The following is a 25,150-nucleotide window of genomic DNA, read 5'->3' on the forward strand; positions in this document are numbered from 1 at the left end:
TCCCAGGTCAGCGGCGTTTGGCGATGCCGATTCCGGTGTATCCGAGAATGATCGCGAAGGCGAAGCCGACGTAGCAGAACACTGCCCACGGGGCGTAGTCGAGGACGGAGACGCCGAGCACTCCGGCCATGTAGACGCCTGCCGAGGACCAAGGAATGAGCGGAACGACGACCGTGCCGGAATCCTCCAGCGTCCGGGAGAGGTTCTTCGCGTCAAGGCCCCGGTCGGCGTAGGCCTTCTTGAACAGTTCGCCTGGGACGATGATCGAAAGGTAGGAATTGCCGGTCACGACGGCCATCGTGAGGCATGAGACCACCGTGGAGAGGACGAGGTCACCTGTGCGCTTCACGAACTTCAGCAGAGACCGGATGATGGTCTCGAGAGCACCGGACTTGGACATGATGCCGGCGAAGGCGAAGGCACTGAAAGCGATGAGGATGACACCGGTCATCGACGCCATCCCGCCCTGTGACACCAACTCGACGACCTGAGGATCCAGATTCTTCAGAGTCGAGGACCCGACCTCGAGCATGTCCGGGGTGAACCCGTCGACGGTGGACGCGAAGATCGATTCGAGGTTGACCTTCTGGAAGATCGCGGCGAGGATGCCGGCGACCAGTGATGAACCGATGATCGTCGGAAGCGTGGGCAGTTTGAGAACCGCTCCGCCGAGGACGATGAGCATCGGCAGGAGCAGGAGGACGTTGAAGGAGAAGAGACTGTCCAAGGTTCCTGTGACGGCAGTGATCTGGTCCGAATCGGTCCCACCGGACTGTTGGTTGATGCCGACGAATAGATACAGTGCCAGTGCCACGACCGTGGCCGGGATCGTGGTGTAGAGCATGTGCCGAATGTGTTCCCACAAGGTCGTGCCGGCAGCGATCGGAGCCAGGTTCGTCGTATCCGACAGCGGTGAGAGTTTGTCACCGAAGTACGCACCGGCGACGATGGCCCCGGCTGTGGCCGCCAGCGGTGCGTCCAAGCCCGCGGCGATTCCCATGAGGGCGACTCCCACCGTTCCGGCCGAACCCCAAGAGGTGCCGGTGATGACCGAGACGATCGCGGAGATGACGAAGGCGATGAGAACGATGAACTGAGCGCTGATGAGTCCCAGCCCGTAGTAGATCATCATCGGAATAGTTCCCGCGATCATCCACGTGCCGATGAGGATCCCGATGGAGATGAGCACGAGCAGAGCCGGCATCGCAGCGTCGAGCTTCTCCCTGATGCCAAGCAGCATCTCCTCCCAGCTCAGCCCCATCCGCAGCGCCACCAGACCGGCGATGATCGCGGAGAGGATCAGCAGCGGTTCGGGTGCGAGCCCGAGAACGCCGTAGCCCACCGCCAGTAATACGAGCATCGCGGCCAGGGGCACCAACGACCAGCCCAAGGATGGGCGTTTCTCCTCGACATCGTCGGAAAGAGTCGTCGTGTCGTGCTCGTGGCTCATTCGAAAGTTCCTTGGATCTGTGGTGTGCCGTCGCGGACGACCTCTCGTCCCCGGGCAAAAGCGAGCTGAATGGTGTGACTGTCATCGGTGAGGAGGATGTCGGCATCGGTTCCGGGGCGCAAGCGTCCCTTGTTCTCGAGGCCAAGGGCGTCTGCCGTATTGGAGGTGACGAGAGAGACGGCTGCAGACAGCTCGACACCAGGCATATCGGCACAGGCCCACACTTGGTCATACAGGGTCGTCTGCTTGGCAACGTCCATGCCGATGAGTCGTCCATCGGAATCGAAGTCCGGCAGGCTGCCGTTGGCATCGGAAGAGAGGGTGAGACGGCTGAGATCCCCGCCGAGGTCGATGTAGCGTCTCAACGATTTCGTCGTTGTCGACGAGGCCGTCATATCGACTGTGGCACCCTTGGCCGCCAGGTCCACCGCGTCGGCCAGAAGCTCGGGGGACCGGGTGATGTGGGTTGCGTAGATGGCCTGCGGTGCGATCGGATACTCGTCGAGGAGCCGATGCAGCGGGGCCAGGCGGGTCTTGTACGGTCCGACGTGGAAGTGGGTGACGCCGGCCTTGCCGGAAAGCAGCCCACCGACATGAGACTGGCTGACGAGTTCGGCCAGAGCCTCGACGGTGGGTTGGAATGAACGCCGATCCGAGATCGCGACCTCTCCGACGCCGATGACCTTGTCGATGAGAACGACATCATCGACGACGGAACCGGTCAGGGTTCGCGCCGGGACCTGGTAGCTGCCCGTGTAGATGAAGGTGGTGATGCCTTCGGTTTCGAGGGCTCGGGCCTTGGCGAGGAGATCGGCGTGGCTGCGGGTGACCCCGTCGGTGCCCATGCAGCCGATGACGGTGGTGACTCCGGCGCTCACGATGTCGCTGACCACGATCTCGGGGGTGCGGTTGGCATATCCGCCTTCGCCCCCGCCGCCGGCGATGTGGACGTGTGGGTCGATGAAGCCTGGTGTGGCAGTGAGTCCCTGCACATCGATGACGGTCGCGTTGGGCAACGCACTGACAGCCTCGGCGGGCACGTCACCGATGAAGGTGATCTGCTGTCCCTCGATGAGGATGTCCTGCTTCCCGAGCCGTTCCGGGGCGTAGATCTCGGCCCCACGCAGCAATGTCACCATATGTCGTCGTCTCCTTGGGGCTTTCCGTGCAGCGGTTATCCGGGGATGATTCCCTTGCCGTCGACCTTCGGGATGGCCGTAAGCAGCTTCTTCGTATAGGGATGCTGCGGGTCATTCCAGATCTGTTCCGTCGAACCGACCTCGACAATCTTACCTGCCTCCATCACGGCCACACGGTCCGCGATATCACGGACAACGGAGAGATCGTGGCTGATGAAGATCATCGATGCTCCGGAGTCGATGGCCAGGTCCCTCATCATCCGCGCGATCCTGGCTTGGAGGAACGCATCCAGGGAGGCGATCGGCTCATCACCGACGAGCACCTTCGGTCCGGCGGCGAGCGCACGGGCGATGGCGATGCGCTGCCGTTGCCCACCGGAGAACGAGTGGGAGTACCTCTGCGCAGCATCGACGGGCAGATCGACTGCTTCCAGGAGAGATTCCACGGTCCAGTTGTGTTCCGGGTCGAGGGCGAGTGCGTCGGTGAGCTGATCCCTGATGCGTCTGCGCGGGTTCAATGATGCGTAGGGGTTCTGGAAGACCATTTGGACTCCCAGCAGATTTTTGGGCCGACGGCCAAGTCCTAGGGGTTTCACCGGGTGGGAGTCGAAGGTGATGGTGCCGCCGGCAGTCTTTTCGAGTCCGCAGATGAGCTTGGCCAGCGTGGACTTCCCACAGCCGGATTCGCCTACGAGGCCCAACACCTCCGAATGCCCCAGCTGCAATGACACGTCGCTGACGGCTCGGAACCGTCCGCCGCCGTTGAGTTTGTACTCGCAGGAGACGTCGTCGAGTTCGAGCAGTGGTGCTTTGATTGACTGAGGTGTTTCCTCGGTCGTTGTTGTGGTTGTCATCAGCGTGAGACCTCCGCTCCGGGCAATGATTCGATGAGCGATCTGGTGTACTCATGCTGCGGTGCGGTGATCACCGGTTCCCGATCTCCGGTTTCGACGACGAGCCCGTTCTTCATCACGACGATGGTGTCGGCCACCGAGGACAGGACACCGAAGTCGTGGGTGACGAGGAGGACAGCCAGATTGAGGTCATCGCAGAGTTCGCGCAGCAGGCGCAGAATCCCGGCCTGCACGGTCACATCGAGTGCTGTGGTGGGTTCATCGGCGATGAGCACGTTCGGGTCGCAGATGATCGCCGAGGCGAAGGCGATGCGCTGCAGCTGCCCGCCGGAGAACTGGTGCGGGTACTTCCCGATCGCCTCATCAGGGTGGGGAACGCGGGTGCGTCCGAGGATGTGGACGGCGCGTTCGAGGGCCTCCTTCTTCGAAGCCTTCTTATGATGCCGGTAGTGATCGGTCATCTGATCGCCGATGGTGAGCATGGGATGGAATGCCGAGGCCGGATCCTGGAACACCATCGACAGCTGCACGCCGCGCAGACGGTTGTGGACCTTGGGCGGCATCCCCACCAACTCGGTGCCGTCGAAGTCGATGCTGCCGCTCAGCTGGGCACCAGCGGGGGAGAGACCCATGATCGCCAGACCTGTCTGAGTCTTGCCCGAACCGGAGGCACCGGCGACACCGGTGATCTTGCCCGCCTCCAGATCGAACGAGACATCGCGCAGGATGTGCTTCTCCACCTTGCCCGTCGTCACCGACAGGTTGAGGTCTTTGATGCTGATCATGCTCATGAGGTGGTTTCTCCCACTTCCTGTGCGGTATGCGGGTCAAGGGAGTCGCGCAGACTGTCTCCGATGAAGTTGAAGGCCATGACGATCGTAAGAATGCACAAGCCGGGGAAGAACGCGATCCACCAAGCGGCGAACTGCGAGACTCCCTCGCTGATCATGGCGCCCCAGTCCGGTGTCGGTGGAACCACGCCCAGGGACAGGAATGAGAGTCCGGCCATCGTGAGGATCGCCGAGCCCACATCCAGGGTGGCAAGCACGACAACCGGGGAGAGCACATTCGGTGAGATCTCTCGGACCAGTGACTTCCCGGCACTGAAGCCGAGCAGTCTGCCGGCGACGACGTATTCGCTGTTGCGCGCCGACATCACCAACGACCTGGTGACACGAGCGTAGGAGGGCCAGGAGACGAGGAGGATCGCGATGATGGCGTTCTTCAGACCCGGTCCCAGAGCCGCGGCGATGACCATGGCGAGGATGATGGTCGGGAAAGCGAAGACAAGGTCGGCGATGCGCATGATGATCTCGTCGACGGCGCGACCGAAGTAACCGGCGATCGCACCGAGGACGGATCCGAGCACAGCCGAGCAGATGACGACGAAGACGGCTGCGGGCAGCGTGGTGCGTGCGGCCACGATAAGTCGAGAGAGCACATCCCGCCCCAAAGTGTCGGTGCCCAGGAGATTCTCGCCCCCGGGGGGCGACAGTCGAGGGAAGTCCTGGGTCAGCGGATTGAACGGTGCCAGGAGTGGGGCGAAGAGCGCCACGATCAGCCAGATGGCGAGGATGATGGCTCCGATGAATCCCAGTGGGGTGCGCAGTGCTTTGGGGAAGCGCAGCTGCCACCGTTTGACACCGGGGTCGACAGGATTGCGATCTGCCGCCTCGGCGGTGGTGGTGTTCGTCGGCGGCTGTTTGGGAGTCCCGATGCTCATTGCACCCTCACTCTCGGATCTACGAAGCCGTAGATCAGGTCGACGATGAAATTGACAAGGATGTAGACGATGCCGATGACGAGACCGACTCCCATGATGACCGGGAGGTCGAGTGTCGTCGCACCGCGGAAGGCGTACTGGCCCAGGCCGTTCCAGGCGAACACGGTCTCAGTCAGCACCGCGCCGGACAGCAGGGAACCGAAGGCCAGGCCGACGACCGTGATGATCGGGACGAGAGCACCGCGGAAGATGTACTTGAAGACAACCGTGCGTGCCGGCAGTCCCTTCGCCTTGGCCGCGGTCACGTAGTCGAGCCGGATGATGTCGAGGACACTCGAGCGGCTGAACCGAGTGAGCAGACCGATGGTGAACAGCGCCAGCACACTCGAGGGCAGAATCAGATGCCCGAAGGCGTTGACGAACGTACCCATCTGGCCGGCCAACAGCGAGTCGACGGTGAAGAGGCCGGTGACCCTGGGCGGTGGTGTGATCCACGGGTCAAGGCGCCCGGCGCCGGGAACGACGCGGAGTTTGAAGAAGAAGACGTAGTAGCCGACCGCGGCAATCCAGAAGGTGGGAGCTGAGATGCCGATGAGGCTCAGGGTCCGGATGGCGTGATCGAGGATCGTGTTCTGCTTGAGCGCACTGGCCAAACCGAGCAGCAGGCCGATGATGACCGAGATCAGGATGGCTCCGATGCCCAGCTCGATCGATGCAGGGAAGACCTGACCGATGGATTCGAGCACAGGTGTGCGGGTTTGGTTGGAGACTCCCATGTCGCCCTGGAGCAGGTTGCTCAGATACGTGAAGTACTGAACGATGAGCGGTTGGTCGAGGCCGAGTCGCTCTCGGGTCGCCGCGACGATCTCCGGATCCGCGGCCGCCCGGTCGCCGAGGATGGCGGCGACCGGGTCGGTGGGGACCAGGTTGGTCATCAGGAACGTCACGACTGTGACACCCCAGATGAGCAGAATGCTGATCCCGATCCGGATGAGGATGTAGCGCAGCAGCGGGGGCAACAGCGGTGGCTTGATGCGCTGTGCTTCGTCGTTGCTCGGTGGGTGGGCGGTGGAGCTATCGGTGGTTGAGACCGACATTCTCACTCAGCTTTTGCGAAGTCGAATGTGACGTCAGCGTTGGAGACGTACTTCTCGATGCTCGACCCCACCGCCACGGTGCTGACCGGCTGAACCAATGGGATCCAGACGGCCGTGTCCGTGGTTGCCTTGAACAGCTTCGCGTAGGCGGCGTCACGATCCTCGCCCTTGGTCTTCTCGGCCGCCTGGGCCAGTTTCTCCAACTTCGAATCGTCACCCTTGGCCCAGTTGACGCGTTCGGCGACGCTGCCGCCCGGGATGAAGACGTTGTAGTTCGTCGGGTCCGGGAAGTCAGCACCCCAGGTGCCGATGCCCATGGGCTGCTTGGCCGAACGGAAACCATCGAGCTGGGTTGAACTCGGTGCCGGCTTCAAAGCAAGGTTGATGTCTGCTTCCTTCAACTGAGCCTGCAGAGTCTGCGCCAACTGAGCCAGATCCACGCCATTGACGGCCTGGTCACTCGAGTAGTGGAAGGGAATCTCCTCCCCGTCGTAACCGGCCTTCTCCAGCAGCTTCTTCGTCTTCTCCAGGTCGCGTTCCGGGGCTTTGTCTTTGTCCACAGCACCGATGAACTCATTGGGTACGAGGCTGGCCATCCGCTGTGAGCCTTCGCCGGCAAGTCCGGTGAGTTTGTCATAGTCGATGGCGGACATGACTGCCTTGCGGAAGTTCGGGTCGGCCGCAGGGCCACCGATCTTCTCATCGGTGTTGTTGAAGATGTAGAGGCTGCGCGTCGACGGCAGGCTCGAGATCTCACCCATGGACTCATCGATCGACTTGACTTGATCGGCGTTGAGGTCGAAGGCAACCTGAGCTTGACCGGACTGAATGTCGGTCAACTGGGTCTCAGCCGCAACATTGCGCAGGACGACGCGCTTGAACTTCGGCTCCGGGCCGTTGAAGTGCTCATTCGCGGTCAGCACGACCTTGCTGTCAGCATCGTAGGTGTCGACCTTGTAGGGCCCCGAGCCCTGGGAGTTCTCGTTGAGGAACTGCTCGGCACCGTCGTCGGAATCGGTGGAGCCGTCGTTTTCCTTCACGACCTTCGAGTTGACGATGCCGATTGAGGAGTTGGGCAGGATATAGGGAAGAGCCGGGTTGGGCTTCTTGCTGATCAGTTCGAGGGATTCGTCGTCGACCTTCTTGACGGTCACGCCATCGAGGAAGAACGAAGGGTTGCCTTTGAGGCCCTGGAGTCGTTTGAAGGAGAAGACGATGTCGTCGACGGTGACGGGGTCGCCATTGGAGAACTTCGCGTCCTTGTCCTTCAATGTCAGCGTCATCTTCTTGTCGTTATCGGAGAGTTCGAAGGAGCACAGACCATCGGTCGGCTTCGTCAGATCGCCGTCCTTGAACGTCAGGGCCGTCTGGTAGATCGCATTGTCGATCGTTGACCCGGTGAATTCGAACTGCCGGTGGGGATCGATGGTCTTAAGGTTGAAGGCGGTTTCGGCGACGATCGTATCGCTGGCCTCAGCACCGCCTTCATCTCCTGTGCTGCAGGCAGCCAGACCGAAGGTGAGAGCAAGGGCTGAACCGATCGCGAGCGCTCGGCGGGGGAGTCGGACCTGCATGTGAGATTCCTTACGTTAGATGTTGTAGCTCACATTAAGTCCGAATCGACCCCCGTTCAATCAGCCATGCCACAACGCTGAGTGTTTTCTGCTGTGGCATTCTGCCAATGTCTCACCAGGTGGGAGCCTTAGCCCGATGGCACTCCAGGGGCCGTCGCGTCGCTGGGGCGGTGCCTGCAGCAACCGCTAGGCAGAGGTGTATACGTGCGTCACTTGTGCTCGACATCCACACCTTTGGCTAGCGGTCGCAGCGTGCAGGCCCGGGAGAAGGGCTCGACCTCGCCGAGGCGGGCCCGCATGCCGTGCGTGCTGCGCAGTGTTGCATGGGGTTGGGCGGTGGTACGTGGAATTGCTCAGTTTCGCATGGATGTGCCCAAGTCGGATGCTCCCAGGTCGGATGTACCCAAGTCGGGTGCGCCCACGTGGGATGCGCCCAGTCCGAGTGCGACGTCGGTGGCCGCAGAGCTGGCCCCAACCGCCTCGGCGTCCCAGTCGGTCCTGTCGATGTCGGGGATTGCTTGGCTCATGACGTCCTTCCAGCCGCGATGCCACTGGGCGGGGAAGGCCGAACGGAGCAGGTCGAGCATGATCGGCACGGCCGTGGACGCGCCGGGCGAGGCTCCGAGCATTCTGGCGATCGACCCGTCCGCGCCGACCCAGTCGCGTCGTCGCTCGTCTGCGCGACTTCATCCACGAACGTGCCCAGGAGTGGGCGGCTCCGTAGCCGCGGTACCGGCAGTCGCATCAGCTGTGCCATTCCTTCGAGCTGCTAACCCTGCGGAAGGAGCGGACCAGGGCCAGTACGGCCGGCGACGGGACGCGCTCGGGCAGCTGTGACAGCACGATCCGACGCGGCGCAGGGTTGCCTCTGATCGAGGCCACCTTGACGTCGGATCCATGTGAGCGCACGGCCAGGCTCGGAGCGATGGCGACACCGAGGCCGGCCGAGACCATTCCCAGCAGCTCCTGATAGTCGTTGGCTTCGAAGACGATGCGCGGGTCGAATCCGGCCTCGTGGCAGATGCGGCCGAGCACCGAGGCGACAGGGTGGGAGGAGCGGGTGATCCAGGGTTCGTCTGCGACTTCTTCGAGTTTGATGACTCTGCGTCTGGCGAGAGGATGTGATGTGGGGATGAGCAGCTTCGTGGGCTCTTTGAGCAGGGTCGTCCGGACAGGGATCTCCTGGTCGATCGGTGTCCAAGGGTAGTCCCACAGGGTTGCCAAGTCGACTTCGCGTCGTTCCAGTGCCTCCTGGATCCGGCCGAGCCGGTAGCTCTTCACCGTCACGTCCACTTCGGGATGGAGGTCGTGGAAATGCTGGAGGACCTTCGGCATCACCGAGGCTGCGAATGTCGGGAACGTCGCGATTCGAACCTCGCCGCGTTCGAGCTTCGTGAACGCCGACATGTCATTGCGTGCGGCGATGAGGGCATTGTCGATCGTCGTTGCGTACGTGGAGAGTTTGACCCCGGCGTCGGTGAGCCGCATTCCCTTCGGGTGTCGGACCACGAGCGGTAGTCCCACTTCGCGTTCGAGTTTGCTGATCTGCTGCGACACAGCCGAGGTGGATAGGGTCAGTTCGTCCGCCGCTGCCGACAAGCTGCCGGTCCGATAGACGAGAAGCAGCAAGAGGAGCCGATCGACGTTGTAGGGCGCTGAACTCATGGTTTAAGCATAGCTTATAGAGATATAAATAAGTTTTGATTGAACTTAATATGCTGATGTGGAAACTTGATTCCTGTCGTCGCAGACAGCGGCGAGGGAACAAGGAGACACGAGTGGCTCATCAGCTCCACGGTCAGTGGTACAGAGGCGGAACGTCCAAGTGCTGGCTGTTCGCCAATGACGAGATGCCCGCCGATAGGGTCGGCATTGCGCAGGCCCTGGCCGCGGCGTTCGGCTCCGGCGACGAGCGTCAGCTCAACGGTGTGGGCGGCGCTTCGTCGACGACATCGAAGGCTGCCGTCATCTCGCCGTCTGCGATTCCCGGCATCGACATCAGCTATCTGTTCGCACAGGTCGGGATCGGAGCGTCTGGCGTCGAGCTCACCTCGAACTGCGGAAACTGCGCCTCCGCAGTGGCGCTCTACGCGATTCAGAACGGACTGGTCCGCCCACACGGTGAGATCACCCAAGTGCGGATGGTCAATGAGAACACTCGATCGGTCCTCGTCGCCGATGTGGCAACGCCGGACAAGAGGATCCCGTCGAACGGTGCTGAGACCATCCCCGGCTCGTCGATGCCCGGCGTGCCCGTCAACGTCTTCTTCGAAAACGTCGATGGTGCGTCCACTGGAGAGCTGCTGCCAACTGGGGGCGCAATGACCCAGCTGGCGTTCGCCGACGACTTCGTCGGGGCCAGCTGCATCGATGCCGGTGCCCCTGCCTGCTTCGTCGAAGCAGCCGAGCTCGGCATGACCGGAACCGAATCAGTTGCCGAAACGCGTCTGCGGCTGGGCGAGCTCATCGCCATTCGGTCTGCTGCCTCCGTAGCCATGGGGCTCTCTGCTGAAGACGAAGTGCCGAGTCCAGCCGTTCCCAAGATTGGGCTCGTCGCAGCACCGGCAGATTACACAAGCATCTCCGGGGAGACGATCCCAGCGAATGCATATGACATCTCGGCTCGGATGGTGTCGATGTTCGATCCGCATCCAGCGATCGGAATCACCTCGGCGATCGCTTTGGCCAGGGACGCCTTCGTCGAAGACAGCCTGGTCAATTCGATCATCGCGGACACAGTGCTCGCACCCGTCGACGAGAGCCGGGAAATCTCCATCCGCATCGGAACCCCGGTTGGAGTCATCTCCTGCCAGGTCCAGCTCGACGAACTCGGACACGTTGCTCGTCTCGGAGTCAGACGAGTGGCCAGACGAATTGCGAATGCAGACATCGATCTCCCTCTGGTCGGCTAAGCGACCAGTACCCGGACACTCTGAGTCTTCTCAACGAAGATCAGCTGACAATGAAGTTGGAGGAACACCAATGACGATGATTCAAATTCTTATGCTCGTGGTGCTGGTGGTGATGTTCATCGCCGCGACGAAGTGGCCGATCAACATCGGAGTCATGGGGCTTGTCGCCGCATTCGCCTTCGTGGCCTTCGTGTTCGGGATGGATGACAAGGAGATACTCGAGGAGTTTCCGGCCAGCATCGTCCTCACGATCGTCGGGGTGACCTTCTTCTTCAGCATCGCGCAGAAGAATGGGACCATCAGGATCCTCGTCGATCTCGCCATCCGCGCGGTGCATGGGCGCATCAACGTCGTGCCCTGGATCTTCTTCGTGATCTCCTCACTCCTCACCGCCTTGGGCACATTCTCCCCGGCAGCGGTAGCGCTGCTGGCACCGGCAGCCATGGGCTTCTGTGCGACGACGGGCTACAGCGGCGTCGTGATGGCGGCAATGGTCATCAACGGTGCTCATGCCGGCGGGTTCTCACCGATCTCGGTTTCGGGAAACATCGTTCGTGACATTGCAGAATCCAACGGTTTCCACATCGATGGCGGTGCGCTCTTCGTCGCTGCCTACGTCGTGAACCTGATCGTCACTATCCTCACTGTCGTCGTGATGAAGGCACTCAATCGGCTGCGCACAACACCTGAGCCAGAGGACTTCATCGCTGGATCCGGCCCGTTGGCAAGCGGTTCAATGCCGAGGGACACAGGTTCGACCGGCACCTCTGTTTCAGGCAGTGGGCAAGGGACTGCTGTGGCCGTGGCTGCACCGGCACCGGCGCCGACCGTACGCTCGCAGATGACCGGGCACGTGTGGCTGACAATCTCCCTCATCTGTGTCATGGTCATCGGCGCCGTCGGCTTCGAACTGCCGATCGGGTTCCTCGCGCTGGCCTGCGGGCTGGTATTGGCGTTCACCTCATTGAAGAATTCGGAGAGTCTGGTCTCGGGAATCTCGTGGTCCACCGTCCTGCTCGTGACGGGAATGATCATCTACGTCAGCCTGCTCACTCACGCCGGTGTCATCGACTCGCTGTCGACGATGGCAGTGGCCATGGGAGCGCCGCTCCTCGTTGCCGTCGTCCTCTGCTACGTGATCGGCATCAGCTCAGCCTTCGCTTCCTCGACGGCGCTGCTGACGGCTCTGATCCCGTTGTCGATTCCACTTCTCGAACAGAGCGATCTCAGTGCGACAGCGGTGATGGCCGCACTCGCCGTGTCAGCCACCATCGTCGATGTCTCTCCGTTCTCGACGGATGGAGCACTGATCATTGCGAATACACAGGGCAAAGAGGCTAAGACCATCTGGCGCGATCTCATGATCTACGCGGGCTTCGTCGTACTCAGCGCGCCGCTGCTGTCGTGGGCTCTGCTGGTCCCCACCGGCATCATGTGATGTGCAGTTCGCCAACTGGCCGGTGAGCGCGGTGAGCGCCCACCGGCCAGTTGCGTGCTCTCACGCCTTCGAACGTGCCAGCAGGTACACGAAGTAGGGGGCGCCGATGAGGGCGATGATGAGACCGGCAGGAATCTGTGCAGGAGCGATGACCGTGCGGCCCAATGCGTCGGCGACGACAAGGCCGAGTGCGCCGAGGAGCATGGCCGTCGGGACCACCCGGGCGTGCTGAGCGCCGACCAGAGCCCTGGCGGCGTGCGGGGCGACGAGGCCGATGAACCCGACCACGCCGACAGCCGAGACGCTGACGGCGGCAAGGACTGCTGCCGTGATGAGCACGCCCAGGCGAACGGGTTCACGCGGAACTCCGACCAACCTCGGCGTATCGTCATCGAGGGCCAGCAGATCCAGCTCACGGGTCCAGACGAAGGCCAAGGGAATCGCTATGAGGAGTACGAGTGCGACGGGTGCGACGTCGGCCCAGGCCCGACCGTAGGTGGAGCCGGAGAGCCACGTGAAGAGCGCAGGTGTGTCCCACGGATTCGCTCGAACGAGGAACAGAGTGGTCAGAGCGGTGAATCCGAACCACATGCCGATGCCGATGAGAACGAGCCGGTCGGTGTTCATCCCGCCGCGCCAGGAGAGCCCGTAGACGATGGCGAATGCGATGAGTGCACCGGCGATGCCCGCGGTGGAGATGAGCACGACCGTGGCGCCAGGTACGAGAGTGATGACGATGACGGCGCCCAGTCCCGCACCACCGGTGATGCCGAGCAGCCCCGGCTCGGCCAGCGGATTTCGGGCACTGGCCTGGACGAATGTTCCCGACAGTCCCAAGGCGGCGCCGGCTGCCAGCGCCGCAGCCACACGTGGTGCGCGGGAGTCGAAGGTGAAGGAGATGACGGGTGCCGCCTGGTCACGGATCCACAGCAGGACATCGCCGAGGAGGTAGAACCGTTCGCCCGAGAGCAGGCTGAGGACAGTCACCACGACAAGGAGAACTGCGCCGAACGCGATGACGAGCCCAGCCCGACGCGGACCGTGCATCCGGGACTGCGCCGCCGAGGTCGCCTGGGCAGGCCCCGAAGCGCGCATGGATCTCGCCAGCAGCACGAGGACGATCGCACCGAGCACCGTGGTCGTCACACCCGAGGGCAGGGTGATCGCCTCCGTGGCTCCGACGATGGCGCGCAGCACGGCGTCGGCGAGGATGACGATGATTGCGCCGATGAGCGCCGTGGCCGGAATCATCACTGCATGTCGGCCCAGCACCGGCACCAGCCGAACGAGCAGCCGGGCGATGACCGGTGCGCACAGACCGACGAATCCGATCGGCCCGGCCAAAGTCACAGCCGTTGCGGTGAGGATGACTGCGAGCAGAATCCCGATCGCGCGAGTCGACCGGATCGGCACACCGAGGACGGAGGAGGCATCATCGCCGAGGCTGAGCAGATCCAGGCGTCGCGACAGCAGGACTGCGGCAGCGACGATGATGGTGATGACGGGAATGCTGCGGATCGCGGCGGTCCCATCGAGCTGATTCAAGGTGCCTGAACCCCAAGAGTAGAGACTCGTCGTCTCCTCTTGGAACAGGATGAGCAGGGCCGAGGTGCCGGCTTGCAATGCCATAGCGGTCGCAGTGCCGGCGAGCACGAGGCGCGTCGTCGACGATGCCGCACCACCGGCAAGCCCGAGCACCAGAGCTGCGGCGAGCAGCCCGCCGATGAAGGCGACGCCGCCGGAGGCCCACACCGGGATCGCGATGCCGAAGGCGGTGACCACGGTGACTGCGAAGTACGAACCACCGGTCACGGCAAGGGTGTCTGGTGAGGCCAGCGGGTTGCGCGCCAGCGATTGGAACAGCGCACCGGCAACGCCGAGGGCGACGCCGACGAGTATCCCCGCACCCACGCGCGGAAGCCGGGACCCGATGAGGACGTCACGGGGACTCGGACCAGCCTCGGCGGGGGAAGACATGGATCCGGTCAGGGTCGCGAACAGGTCACGGAATCCGATCCCTGAGGTGCCCTGCGTGATGTGCCATGCCGAGAGCAGAGCAAGGACGATGACCAGGCCGAGCAGGATCCCGGTGGCCGAGAGCGGACTGAAGACTCCGGCCTTTCGCTCGGGTGAGGCAGGCTTCGGCTTCGAGCCATCGCTTGCCGAGGTGGTCGTGGGCATGGTCGTGGGTGCGGGAGGAGTCATGGACTACTTGGTCAGCGCCTCGACGTAGGCGTCGAGAGCCTGCTCGGACGATTTCGGTCCGCCGAAGGTCCAGATCCCGGAGGGGAACGCAAAGGTGCGATCATCCTTGACGGCGGGAATGTTGGACCAGATGTCGTTCTTCTCCAGGAGCTCGACATAGTCCTCGGACTCGGGATCATCGGTGCCGGTGTAGAAGAAGTTCGCGTCGCCGACCTTCGAGATGCCCTCGATGTCTGTCTGGCCCAGTCCGTAGGCGGGATCGACCTCGCCGGTCCATGCGTTCTTCAGGCCCAGTTCCTCGCCGAGTTCACCGAAGAGCGATCCCTGACCGAAGGGACGCAGCGCCACATTCGAGCCGTTCACCCACCCGTCGAAGTAGACGAATTCCTTGGTGTCGAGGTCGGCGGATTCGAGCGCCTTCTTCGACTCCTCGACCTTCGCATCGAATTCGGCCAGCACGGTATCGGCGCGCTCGCCGCGGCCGGTGACCTCGGCGACGGTGGAGAAGGTGTCCTTCATATAGGCGACCGGGTCCTTGCCGTCGGCTCCGGTCATCGCCATGACAGGGATGCCCTGGTCCTCGAGCTGGCCGACGATCTTGTCGTCACGGGAGGTTGTCTCGATGATGACGAGATCAGGGTTGGCCGAGAGGATCGACTCCACATTCGGCTCCTGCCGGGTGCCGACGTCGGTCGTGTTCTCGGGCAGCTTCTCTGCCGTATCCCAGGTGGTGAAGCCCTTCGCATCGGCGACGGCAGCAGGATCGACGCACAGGGAGAGCAGGTCTTCGGTGTACTGCCATTCGAGTGAGACGACCGTAGATGCGGGCTTGTCGAGTTTGATCTGGTGGCCAGTGTCGTCCTTGACGGAGACTGGGTCCGCCGAGGTGGTGCTCGAGTCGTCCGCGCATGCTTCGGAGGTCGACTCGGAGTTTCCGTCTTCGGCCGAAGCCTCGGTGCCAGTAGTGCCGCAGGCGGACAGCGCAAGGGCACAGACGGCGGAGAGGGAAGCGAGGGCGATGACGGGCTTGCGCGGACGTGTTGGGGACAGGGTATTCACAGAGGTGTCTCTTTCTTCAGAGGTGAAGCAACGGTGTTGTCAGTGATGGATTCAGGAAGCTGCTGCGAGTGCACGGCGACGGCGGGGCAGCGCCTCGATGCGCACCATCCCGGTGTCCTCATCGACGAGCGTGCGGATCGGCAGCCCGTAGACCTCGGTGAGCACCTCGGCGGTGAATACCTCTTCGCAGGTGCCCGTGGATCTGACTCGGCCCTGGCTGAGCAGGACGATGTCATCGGCGACCGCGGCTGCATGGTTGAGATCGTGGAGAACGACGCCGACGGCCGTTCCGTGATCGTCGGCGAGGTCGCGCATGAGGTCGAGGATCTCGGCCTGATAGCGCAGGTCGAGGTGGTTCGTCGGTTCGTCGAGCAGCAGGACCCCGGTCTCCTGTGCCAGGCAGGTGGCCAGCCAGACGCGCTGAAGCTCGCCGCCGGAGAGCTGATCGACGGCACGCTCGGCCATCGAGTCGGTGCCGGTCAGTTCCAGAGCCTGATCGATCGCGGCCCTGTCAGCATCGGTGAGGGAAGCGAAGCGGCGCCGGTGCGGGTGGCGACCGAAGGCGACGATCTCACGCACACTCAGCCCGGAAGGATGCGGTCGGGACTGGGAGAGCAGAGTGACCGTACGGGCGAATTCGCGTGCCGACAGCGCGGGCGTCGGAGTGGTCGACCCCGCCGAGGCGATGGTGACCTCGCCGGAGCTGATCGGATGCAGACGAGCCAGGGACCGCAGCACGGTCGACTTCCCGCTGCCGTTGGGTCCGATGAGTGCCGTGACCCGACCGGGAGTGATTGAGACGGACACGTCATGGACGACCGGTGTGCGGTCGTAGCCCAAATGCAGGCCCGAGGCGTGCAGCGCAGTGATGTTCATCGTCCCGGTCGTGTTCATGATGCATAGCCTAACCTAAGTAAGGGTGGGCTGGGTCTCACGTCGAGGCGGTGACGGTCCGAGGAACCTGCAAGAGCGGCGGAATCGCTGACTTCGCGCGTGCGGAACATGACGTACCTCACGTTCCATGTCAGTGCCCGTCCGTAGGGTGGATGTGCATACATAGGATGGGGGAGAGCCTAGGAGGAACCCATGAGATTCGTCGCCACCGGAGACTGGCAGTTGGGCATGACGGCGCACTATCTCAGTGCCGAAGCCCGCCCGCGGTTTCACCGTGCCCGCCTCGATGCCGTCAAACGCATCGGTGAGATCGCTGCCGAGCAGTCATGCGAATTCGTCATCGTCTGCGGTGATGTGTTCGAGTCCAACCAACTCGACCGCGCCATCATCTCCCGCACCTTCGAAGTTCTCAGTGCCTTCACCGTTCCCGTGGTTCTGCTGCCGGGCAACCACGACCCTCTTGATGCCGCTTCCATATACGACTCTCCGGCCTTCACTTCGCGTCAGCCCGATCACGTCCACGTGCTGCGCGACAGCGAACCGTTCGAGGTCCTTCCAGGCGTCGAGATCGTCGGCGCCCCGTGGTTTTCGAAACGTCCCCAAGGTGACCTGGTCGCCCAGGCAACACAGAACCTCGCCGAGGTGGCCCCGGGTACGGTCCGCATCATCGCCGGTCACGGTGCCGTGAGCACCCTGGATCCGGATCGGGAATCTCTGGCTACGATCGACACGGACAACCTCAGGTCCGTGCTGCGAGAAGACCGAGCCCAGTTCGTCACGCTCGGTGACCGGCACGCGACCTATTCCGTCACTGAGCGAATCTGGTATCCCGGCGCACCGGAAGTAACGTCCCGGCGTGAGAACGACCCCGGCAACGTTCTGCTCGTCGATATCGACCCGCAGACTCATGCGAGCTCGGTGGAGAAGGTACACATCGGACGCTGGTCCTACCTCGTCGTCGACGAGGACGTGAACTCCGATGAGGACGTCACCCACCTTGAGCAGCGCCTGAATGACATTCCTGACAAGGACAGCACCGCAGTGTGGCTCATCCTCAAGGGCACCCTGTCCACCGCGGCGAAGTCGCGACTCGACGAGGTCCTCGACCACGCCCAAGACCTGTTCGCCCTTGTCTCCTTGTGGGAACGACACACGGATATTGCCGTGGTCGCCGCGGATGAAGACTTCGCCGGCCTCGGCTTGAGCGGATACCTGCAGGAAACGCTCGACGAACTGGCGGAATCCGCGACAGGTGAGGACACAACTGCCGAAGCGGCACAGGACGCGTTGGGGCTGCTGTACCGATTTGCGAGGAGCGGATCATGAAATTCCATTCCATCCACCTGCGCAACTACCGCGGCATCGAGGACTCCCGCGTCGAATTCGGTGATGGCGTCACCGTAGTCGAAGGGCCCAACGAAGTCGGCAAATCCTCAATCCATGAGGCCATCACCCATCTGCGCGAAGACAAAGCGAGCTCACGCAAGGCCAGTGTCAAAGAGACCCAACCCGTCGGGGTCGATGCCGGACCCGAGGTGGAACTGCATCTGAGCACCGGGGACTACGAGCTCAAGTACCGAAAGCGGTGGATCAAACAGCCCTTCACCGAACTCAGCGTCATCAGGCCCAGGCCCGAACAGCTGAGCAGCGATGATGCTCATGATCGGTACCTGGCGATCCTCGCCGAGACCGTCGACGTCGATCTCCTCGACGCTCTCGACGTGGCACAGGGAGAGAGCCTGGCGCAGGCGCCGCTGGCGCAGATCAAAGCACTGCACAGTGCGCTCAACGAATCAGGCGTCGAAGTCGCTGACCATGACGACTTCCTTGACCGGATCGAGGTCGAATACGCGAAGTACTTCACCAAGTCCGGCAAAGAGACCGGAGACTATAAGGCCGCAAATGCCGAAGTCCCGAGTGCCGAAGCCGCCTTTGAGGAACTGCGTGAACGCAGCCGCGGGATGGACGAGCTCGTCGACAACCACGCCCGAGCCGCCGCACGTCTCGAATCGGTCCGTGACCAACTGACACAGGCCGTGACCGACCGTGACCAAGCTGAACAAGCGGCGAAGGCAGTGGCCGAACTCAAAGCAGTGCTCGACCAGGCACTGGAACAGGCGAAGTCTGCGCAACGTGATGAGCAGATCGCCCGGGAAGCTCTGGACCGACGCACACAGCTCATCGAGGATGTTGCCACCGCCGAGGAGACAGTGACCGCTGCGCGAACCTCGTTCACTGAGCTTGAGACGACGCAGAGTGACAAGGACTCAGACTTCGATCGCGCACAGAAGACCCTCGAAGAGAAGCAGAACGCACTCGACGAGGCACGCGCCCTGGCGAAGACTGCAGCCAAAGACGTGACCAAGGCACGCGCCCGCACTGAACTCACCGAACTCACCCGTCGATTCGACACCATTCGTGACCATGATGAGAAGAGGAGCCGGGCACAGGCGACGATCGCATCGATTGCGGTCACCGCCAAGAACGTTGAGGCGCTGATCTCACTTGAGACAGAGGTCAGGATTGCGGAGAACGCAAAGACCTCCGCCGCGGCACAGATCGTCGCGAAGCAACTCGGCTCGCAGTCCATCGACGTCGATGGGACCGTGCTGGGCGATGGCGCGACCGGAGAATTCGCCGCGGTCAAAGATGTGCGAATCACGATCGACGGCATTGCCGACATCACCGTGCGCCCAGGGGCATCACCTGTCGAGCTTGACAAAGCGCTGACCTCGGCGCGGCAAGCCTTCGACGCTGAGCTGCACCGTCTCGACGTCGACTCCGTGGCTCAGGCACGCCAGAGTGCACATGTGCGTGCGGACGCCGAGGCCGTCAAGGCAGAGGCCGATTCGACTCTCACAGTGCTCCTCGGAGACGACAAGCGAGACACGCTTGAAGCCGCACTGGCCAGGGCACAGCAGATCGTCGAGGCCGACGGAACCGACCCAGACAGCCGCGCAGACGAGAGCAATCTCAACGACCTCGAAGCAGCAGTCACCGAGGCCGAGAAGAGCGCCGAGACTGCTCAGTCTGAGGTGGATACCGCACGTGCCGAGCTCGAACGCACTCGCACGAGTCGAGATGACGCACGAGTAGAAACGGTTCGAGCACAGACCAGCTTGCAAGAGGCCGAGGCTCAGCATCAGCGCCTGACATACACCCTGACCGAGGCACGAAAAATCGCCACAGATGCCGGCCTGGATGAAGCAGTGAAGACTGCCCAGTCACAAGCGGAGAGTGTAGGCACGCGAGTCGAAGAGGCACGAGTCGCCTACCAGGCTGCCGACCCCGAGACCTTGGAGATGCAGCTGCAGAACGTACGCCAGCTCGTCGACAGCAAGGAGACCCAGCGAGAAGAAGTTCGGCAGGAGGTCGACCGACTGTCGGCGCTCATCGACGACCGCGCCAGCGAGGGCATCTACGAAAAGCTCGCGGCCGCCGAAGAGGCAATGGAATCGGCACAGAAGAAGCAGGCGAGACTGAGCCGTCAGGCGGCGGCAATCAATCTGCTGCGCACCACCGTCCTCAAGCACAAGGAAGAATCCCAGCGGAAGTACGTGGCTCCCTTCAAAGAGCAGATCGAGCGCCTTGGCAGGCTGGTCTTCGGGCAGGGGCTGTCGGTTGAAGTTTCCGAAGACCTCGAAATCGTCTCACGGACTCTCAATGAGCGGACAGTTCCCTTCGAATCACTGTCGGGCGGGACGAAGGAGCAACTGGCGCTCATCGGCAGACTCGCAGTAGCGACGCTCGTCGACACCGACTCTGGGGCGCCGGTCGTCCTCGATGATGCCTTCGGCTTCGCCGATGCCGAGCGCCTCAATGCTCTCAACGTCATCCTCGGCACTGTCGGCCAGAGCGCTCAGGTCATCCTGCTCACCTGCCAGCCCGACCGCTTCGCCCGCCTCGGCGGCGCGAAGACGGTGAGCCTGACTTAATCACTCCCGCAGCAGAATTGCCGGATCAGTCGCCCGCGCTGGCCTTCGCCTCCTGTGCCGCAGCCACGGCATCGGCGCGTATCGTGCGGCGCAGGACCTTGCCGGAACTCGTCTTCGGCAGCTCGTCGATGATCGTCACCTGACGTGGTGCCTTGTACGAGGCCAGCTTCTCCCGACAGAAGGCGACGATCTCGTCTTCGCTGACCGTGTCCGCTTCAGGTCCCGGCTGCAGAGTGACGAACGCAGCGACGCTCTCGCCCCGGTAGTCGTCGGGAATGCCGACGACGGCGGCTTCCTGGATGGCCGGGTGCGTGTAGAGGACATCCTCGACCTCGCGGGGCCACACCTTGAAGCCCGACGCGTTGATCATGTCCTTCTTCCGATCGACGATGAATAGCCATCCTTCGTCGTTCATATAGCCGATGTCACCGGTGCGCAGCTCACCGTCGGGAATCTGCTCCGATGTGGCCTTGGTGTTGTTGATGTATTCGGAGACGACCTCCGGACCCGAGATAGCGACTTCGCCGATCTCATTGGGTCCCAGCGGCTCACCGAGGTCGTCGAGGATGCGGATCATCGTGTCCGGCTGCGGCAGACCGCAGGAGAGATTGCCGCTGTCGGGGTCGACCGGAGCCCTCATCCCCGGGGGCACGATTGCAGCCTGGGCGCAGGTCTCGGTCAGTCCGTAGCCCTGTCCGATGTAGATGCCGGCCTTCTCTTCGAACTTATTGACCAGGCCTTCGGGCAGTGGTGCGCCGCCCGACATCATCCGTTTGAACGGCGCAAAGTGCGCTGGGGTGACGGCCGGATGAGCAAGCATCGCGGTATAGACCGTGGCCGGTCCGGCCATGTATGTCGGCTGCTCCCTGAGGATCAGGTCGAGGAACGCTGTCGGTTCGAAGCGGTAGTTGAGGATCAGACGGGCACCGCCGGCGACGCCCGCGATGAACTGGCAGATGAAGCCGGTGATATGGAAGATCGGTGCCAGGGTGAGGAACCCGTCTCCGGCCTCGAAGGTCGGGGTCCGCAGGCAGTATCGGGAGTTGCTCGACACGGAGGCGTGAGTGCCAGAGGCACCTTTCGCCTTGCCCGACGTGCCCGAGGTGTAGACGACAATCGCCTCGTCCTCAGGCGCGGGAGCCGCCGGGGTGAAGTCCGCATCGAGGTGAGATTCGACGACAGCTTGGAAGTCGGGACGGTCGGGAACCTCACCCGCTCCCGGGTTCTGACCCGGGGTGCCGGGCAGAGCGTCGAACATCGCGAAGATCGAATCGGGGCCCTCGGCCTGGAAGCTGCGGTCATCGCTGAGCACAACGACCGGGATGTTCTCGGCGTACGGAGCCACCCGGTCCAGGAACGCCGCCTTTGAGACCATCAGCCCCTTCACCTCGGCGTCGGCGAAGATGTGTTCGAGCTCCCCGCGATACATCGGATTGAGCGGAACGACGGTGCCGCCCGCCTTCCAGATGCCGTACGTGGCGATCATGAAGGCCGGGGTGTTCTGGTCGTAGATGCCGACCCGATCACCGGAGACGATTCCCTGTTCGGCCAGGTACGCGGCGAAGGCTGTGGTGTACCGGTCGAAGTCTGACCAGGTCAGCGTGTATCCGTAGTAGTTGAGTGCCTCCGCCTCGCCGCGGGCGGCAACTGTCGCCGCCAAGTCCGCAAGTGTCGTGGACGTGTCCAAGGTGCGGGGCTCGGTGATCAGGTCGCCCCAGGTGTTCAGCCACGGGCGGGTGTCGAACCAAGTGCTCATTGCTTCGCTTCCTTCATCTTTGAATGGATGTCGAACAGGCTGTGGTGGTGCCGGACTATTTGCGGTACTTCTTCATCTCGTTGCGAGCGATGGAGCGCTTATGCACCTCATCGGGACCATCGGCCAATCGCAGGGTGCGCATGTGCGCCCACATGCTGGCCAGTGGGAAGTCCTCGGTGACACCGGCGCCGCCGTGGACCTGGATTGCGCGATCGATGATCTTCAGCGCCATCGCCGGAGCGACGACCTTGATCTCGGCGATCTCGTTCTTCGCGACCTTGTTGCCGTGCTTGTCCATCATGTCTGCCGCGTGCAGTGTCAGCAGACGGGCCTGATCGATCTCGATCCTGGCCTCGGCGATCCAGTCCTGGATGTTCGCCCGCGAGGACAGCTTCTCACCGAAGGTTACGCGCGACTCGGCGCGTTTGACCATGAGCTCCAGTGCCCGTTCGGCCGCACCGATCGCGCGCATGCAGTGATGGATGCGACCTGGACCCAGGCGGGCCTGGCTGATCGCGAAGCCCTCACCTTCGCCCTTGAGGATGTCCTTGGCCGGGACGTGGACGTTGTCGAAGGTGATCTCGGCGTGGCCCTCCCGATCGTGGTATCCGAAGACGGGCAGGTTGCGCACCACGGTCACACCGGGGGCATCGATGGGGACGACGAGCATCGACTGCTGACGGTGCACCTCGGCGTCGGGGGAGGTCTTGCCCATGACGATGAGGACACGGCAGTTGGGGTGCATGCCATTGGAGGCGAACCATTTGCGGCCGTTGAGGACGAATCCGGCATCCGTTGCCTCCATGCGCATCTCGACGTTGGTGGCATCGGAGCTGGCGACGGCGGGCTCGGTCATGGCGAACGCCGAGGCGATCGTCCCGTCGAGCAGCGGCTGGAGGTACTTCTCTTTATGCTCGTCGGTGCCGAATCGAGTGAAGACTTCCATATTGCCGGTATCCGGGGCATTGCAGTTGATGGCCTCCGGTGCGATCTCGATGCTGTGACCGGTGATTTCGGCCAGGGGAGCGTACTCGAGGTTCGTCAGCCCCGGCCCCCACTCGGGATCGGGGTGGAAGAGGTTCCACAGTCCCTGGCTCTTGGCCTCGGCTTTGAGGTCTTCGAGGATCTGCGGCTGAAAGTGCGGGCTGTCTGCCGCAGCCATCTGCTCGGCATAGACGGACTCCGCGGGGTAGACGAAGTCGTCCATGAACTTATTCAGGCGCTCCTGGTAGTCGCGGCCGCGTTCAGTCGTTTCCAGCATGTGTGGTCTCCTCGTTGAGTCGGTTCTGTTCATTGAGTCGATTCTGATAGCGGCTCATGCCTTTGAGCCAGCGGTCGTAGTCGCTGCCTTTCATGCGGTACATGTCGAGCACCTCGGGGTGGGGGAGGATGAGGAACTGTTCGGCCTCGACCGCATCGAGGGCGATTGTTGCGACTGCCGCGGGTGTGAGCACCGTGGCGGCCTCCGTGACTGCGCTCTGGGCCGGTCCAGACGATCCCGCTGCCCGCAGCAGGTCCGTGTCCACTCCCATCGGGCAGATGACCGAGGCCCGGATGCCATCGTCGCGGTAGGTCAGGGACAGCCATTCGGCGAACCCGACCGAAGCGTGCTTGGTCACGCTGTAGGCTGCCGATCCGATCTGAGTGAGCAGTCCCGCCGCCGAGGCGGTGGCGACGAAATGTCCTGCACCGGCCTCCTTCCAACGGGGGATGAGGGCCTGGGCGGCGCGGATGTGGGCGCGCAAGTTGACGTCGATGACCGTGTCCCAGTCGGCATCAGAACTGCCCAGATCGGGTGGTCCGATGATGCCGGCATTGGCGAAGTACATATCCACTCCGCCGAGGCGGTCGTCGGCGAAGGCGATGAGCTCGTCGATTCCTGCCACTGCGGACACATCCCCGACCCACGAATGTGCCCCGGTGCCGAGCTCGGCAGCAGTGTCGGTCACGGTCTCAGGCAGGTCGGCGAGGACGACGGTGGCACTGCGGGAGATCAGTTCTGCGGCAAGGGCGGCACCGATCCCGCCGGCGGCTCCGGTGACGATGGCCCTGGCGTCTGCGAGGGTACTCATGCCTTCTCCAACAGTGTCATCGCCTGGCGGGCGAGGTCTTCGACTCCGGCGCCGGCGGCTTCGGGATCAAGGTCGAGGTCACCCATCTTGCCGGTGACCAACCGGGTGTAGACGCCCTCACGGATGCATGCGAGCTTCCACATGGCGAACGCCTCGTAGTACCCGACGTCGTGGACCTCATGGCCGCTGACTTCCTGGTAACGGTCGATGAGTTCAGCAGGCTCGGGGAATCCCAGCTCCGGGGTAGGGACCCAGATGCTTGTGTACTTCTCGGGCACGGAGAGCATGGCGATGAAGTAGCCGAGGTCGGTGAGCACCTCGCCTACTGCCGTGAGCTCCCAGTCGACGACGGCATTGACCGTGCCCTCGGGGGCGAAGATCATGTTGTTGGGTTTGTAGTCGCCGTGGGCCAGACCGACAGGACTGCCTGCCGGGTCGGGCATCCGCTCGGCGAGAGCGTCGTGGACCTCGTGGATGATCGGGGTGTCACGCATCGATATCTGCTCGACCTGACCGAGCCAGCGTCGCAATTGACGTTCGATGAGACCACCGTCGCGGCGCAGATCGCCAAGGCCCACCTCGTCGATGTCGACGCGATGGATGGCCGCCAGCGTATCGACCATGCCGAATGCACAAGACCGCTTGTCATCAGGGCCAGGTCCCTCGGGGATGCGCGCCCAATCGGCGGGGGTGTTGATGGCGAAGCCGGGGCAGTGGTCCATGAAGACGAACGGGACGTCAAGGACCTCTGGATCGTCGACGATCTCGACGATGTGGGGGACCGGGACGCTGCTGTCGCCCAGCGCTGCCATGATGCGGCCCTCACGGGCGACGTTATGAGCGCTGCCACCTGTATGGCCCAACGGCGGGCGCCGAAGAACCCACCGGGGAAGCCCGTCGACCATGATCGTGAACGTGAGATTCGAGCGTCCGATGGACATGACTTCGACCTCGAAGTCCTCGACTCCGAACTTGTCTTTGATCCATCGACCGATCGTTTCGGCGTCGAATCCTGCAGGTGCACTGGTCAACTTTGACCCTC

Annotated in this window: 20 protein-coding genes; 4 read left to right on the forward strand and 16 right to left on the reverse strand. The window is 62.9% G+C overall.

Features of this window, described 5'->3' with window-relative positions:
• Nucleotides 1–7: 7 nt before the first annotated feature.
• From nhaC to CXR25_RS06535, 9 genes are all read right to left on the reverse strand, one after another.
• On the reverse strand, nucleotides 8–1,450 hold the full coding sequence (gene nhaC / locus CXR25_RS06495) for a Na+/H+ antiporter NhaC (protein ID WP_096158508.1): 1,443 nt from the start codon (nucleotides 1,448–1,450) through the stop codon (nucleotides 8–10).
• The gene (gene iadA, locus CXR25_RS06500; protein WP_096161612.1) at nucleotides 1,447–2,589 is read right to left on the reverse strand and encodes a beta-aspartyl-peptidase; all 1,143 of its coding nucleotides are present in this window, start codon (nucleotides 2,587–2,589) and stop codon (nucleotides 1,447–1,449) included. Before iadA ends, nhaC begins: the two co-directional genes overlap by 4 nt.
• A 35-nt stretch (nucleotides 2,590–2,624) precedes the next feature.
• Nucleotides 2,625–3,443, reverse strand: a complete 819-nt coding sequence (locus CXR25_RS06505) for an ABC transporter ATP-binding protein (RefSeq protein ID WP_096167560.1) — start codon at nucleotides 3,441–3,443, stop codon at nucleotides 2,625–2,627.
• Nucleotides 3,443–4,234, reverse strand: a complete 792-nt coding sequence (locus CXR25_RS06510; protein WP_114385068.1) for an ABC transporter ATP-binding protein — start codon at nucleotides 4,232–4,234, stop codon at nucleotides 3,443–3,445. Before CXR25_RS06510 ends, CXR25_RS06505 begins: the two co-directional genes overlap by 1 nt.
• On the reverse strand, nucleotides 4,231–5,166 hold the full coding sequence (locus CXR25_RS06515; protein ID WP_096177491.1) for an ABC transporter permease: 936 nt from the start codon (nucleotides 5,164–5,166) through the stop codon (nucleotides 4,231–4,233). The genes CXR25_RS06510 and CXR25_RS06515 overlap by 4 nt, the downstream gene beginning before the upstream one ends.
• Nucleotides 5,163–6,263 (reverse strand): ABC transporter permease, encoded by a 1,101-nt coding sequence (locus CXR25_RS06520; protein WP_226824009.1) that lies wholly within the window; start codon nucleotides 6,261–6,263, stop codon nucleotides 5,163–5,165. Before CXR25_RS06520 ends, CXR25_RS06515 begins: the two co-directional genes overlap by 4 nt.
• A 2-nt stretch (nucleotides 6,264–6,265) precedes the next feature.
• Nucleotides 6,266–7,837: an ABC transporter substrate-binding protein gene (locus tag CXR25_RS06525; protein WP_125178045.1), complete on the reverse strand. Its 1,572-nt coding sequence runs from the start codon at nucleotides 7,835–7,837 to the stop codon at nucleotides 6,266–6,268.
• A gap of 353 nt (nucleotides 7,838–8,190) precedes the next feature.
• Nucleotides 8,191–8,466: a malate:quinone oxidoreductase gene (locus CXR25_RS06530; protein ID WP_096158514.1), complete on the reverse strand. Its 276-nt coding sequence runs from the start codon at nucleotides 8,464–8,466 to the stop codon at nucleotides 8,191–8,193.
• Nucleotides 8,467–8,581: 115 nt separating this feature from the next.
• The gene (locus CXR25_RS06535; protein ID WP_096158515.1) at nucleotides 8,582–9,502 is read right to left on the reverse strand and encodes a LysR family transcriptional regulator; all 921 of its coding nucleotides are present in this window, start codon (nucleotides 9,500–9,502) and stop codon (nucleotides 8,582–8,584) included.
• Between the two features lie 113 nt (nucleotides 9,503–9,615).
• On the opposite strand from CXR25_RS06535, the gene CXR25_RS06540 reads away from it, so the two are divergent.
• Nucleotides 9,616–10,749 carry a PrpF domain-containing protein gene (locus CXR25_RS06540; protein ID WP_164513801.1) on the forward strand — a complete coding sequence of 378 codons (1,134 nt, stop codon included), beginning with the start codon at nucleotides 9,616–9,618 and terminating at the stop codon, nucleotides 10,747–10,749.
• A gap of 70 nt (nucleotides 10,750–10,819) precedes the next feature.
• Nucleotides 10,820–12,187 carry an SLC13 family permease gene (locus tag CXR25_RS06545; RefSeq protein WP_125178047.1) on the forward strand — a complete coding sequence of 456 codons (1,368 nt, stop codon included), beginning with the start codon at nucleotides 10,820–10,822 and terminating at the stop codon, nucleotides 12,185–12,187.
• A gap of 60 nt (nucleotides 12,188–12,247) precedes the next feature.
• Here CXR25_RS06545 and CXR25_RS06550 read toward each other — a convergent pair whose 3' ends face one another.
• From CXR25_RS06550 to CXR25_RS06560, 3 genes are read right to left on the reverse strand one after another with little or no spacing between them, the layout of a single operon-like run.
• Complete coding sequence (locus CXR25_RS06550; protein ID WP_125178048.1) at nucleotides 12,248–14,392, reverse strand: iron ABC transporter permease; 2,145 nt, start codon at nucleotides 14,390–14,392, stop codon at nucleotides 12,248–12,250.
• A 3-nt stretch (nucleotides 14,393–14,395) separates the two neighbouring features.
• Nucleotides 14,396–15,451 carry an ABC transporter substrate-binding protein gene (locus CXR25_RS06555; RefSeq protein ID WP_241212395.1) on the reverse strand — a complete coding sequence of 352 codons (1,056 nt, stop codon included), beginning with the start codon at nucleotides 15,449–15,451 and terminating at the stop codon, nucleotides 14,396–14,398.
• A gap of 51 nt (nucleotides 15,452–15,502) precedes the next feature.
• On the reverse strand, nucleotides 15,503–16,345 hold the full coding sequence (locus CXR25_RS06560; protein ID WP_226829745.1) for an ABC transporter ATP-binding protein: 843 nt from the start codon (nucleotides 16,343–16,345) through the stop codon (nucleotides 15,503–15,505).
• Between the two features lie 192 nt (nucleotides 16,346–16,537).
• On the opposite strand from CXR25_RS06560, the gene CXR25_RS06565 reads away from it, so the two are divergent.
• Complete coding sequence (locus CXR25_RS06565) at nucleotides 16,538–17,671, forward strand: metallophosphoesterase family protein (RefSeq protein ID WP_096158520.1); 1,134 nt, start codon at nucleotides 16,538–16,540, stop codon at nucleotides 17,669–17,671.
• Nucleotides 17,668–20,280, forward strand: coding sequence for an AAA family ATPase (locus tag CXR25_RS06570; RefSeq protein ID WP_096160497.1), 2,613 nt, complete (start codon nucleotides 17,668–17,670; stop codon nucleotides 20,278–20,280). Before CXR25_RS06565 ends, CXR25_RS06570 begins: the two co-directional genes overlap by 4 nt.
• Before the next feature lie 25 nt (nucleotides 20,281–20,305).
• Here the strand turns inward: CXR25_RS06570 and CXR25_RS06575 are convergent, their stop codons facing one another.
• From CXR25_RS06575 to CXR25_RS06590, 4 genes are read right to left on the reverse strand one after another with little or no spacing between them, the layout of a single operon-like run.
• Nucleotides 20,306–22,036 carry a class I adenylate-forming enzyme family protein gene (locus tag CXR25_RS06575; protein ID WP_096177489.1) on the reverse strand — a complete coding sequence of 577 codons (1,731 nt, stop codon included), beginning with the start codon at nucleotides 22,034–22,036 and terminating at the stop codon, nucleotides 20,306–20,308.
• Nucleotides 22,037–22,091: 55 nt separating this feature from the next.
• Entirely contained in the window at nucleotides 22,092–23,297 is a 1,206-nt protein-coding gene (locus CXR25_RS06580; protein ID WP_096158523.1) for an acyl-CoA dehydrogenase family protein, read from the reverse strand.
• A complete protein-coding gene (locus CXR25_RS06585) occupies nucleotides 23,281–24,108 on the reverse strand; it encodes an SDR family oxidoreductase (RefSeq protein WP_125178049.1) in 828 nt (275 codons plus the stop codon). Before CXR25_RS06585 ends, CXR25_RS06580 begins: the two co-directional genes overlap by 17 nt.
• The gene (locus CXR25_RS06590) at nucleotides 24,105–25,139 is read right to left on the reverse strand and encodes a phosphotransferase family protein (protein WP_096160494.1); all 1,035 of its coding nucleotides are present in this window, start codon (nucleotides 25,137–25,139) and stop codon (nucleotides 24,105–24,107) included. The genes CXR25_RS06585 and CXR25_RS06590 overlap by 4 nt, the downstream gene beginning before the upstream one ends.
• Between the last annotated feature and the right edge of the window lie 11 nt (nucleotides 25,140–25,150).

It is taken from the genome of Brevibacterium aurantiacum, from assembly GCF_003932995.1.
Taxonomy (GTDB): Bacteria; Actinomycetota; Actinomycetes; order Actinomycetales; family Brevibacteriaceae; genus Brevibacterium; species Brevibacterium aurantiacum.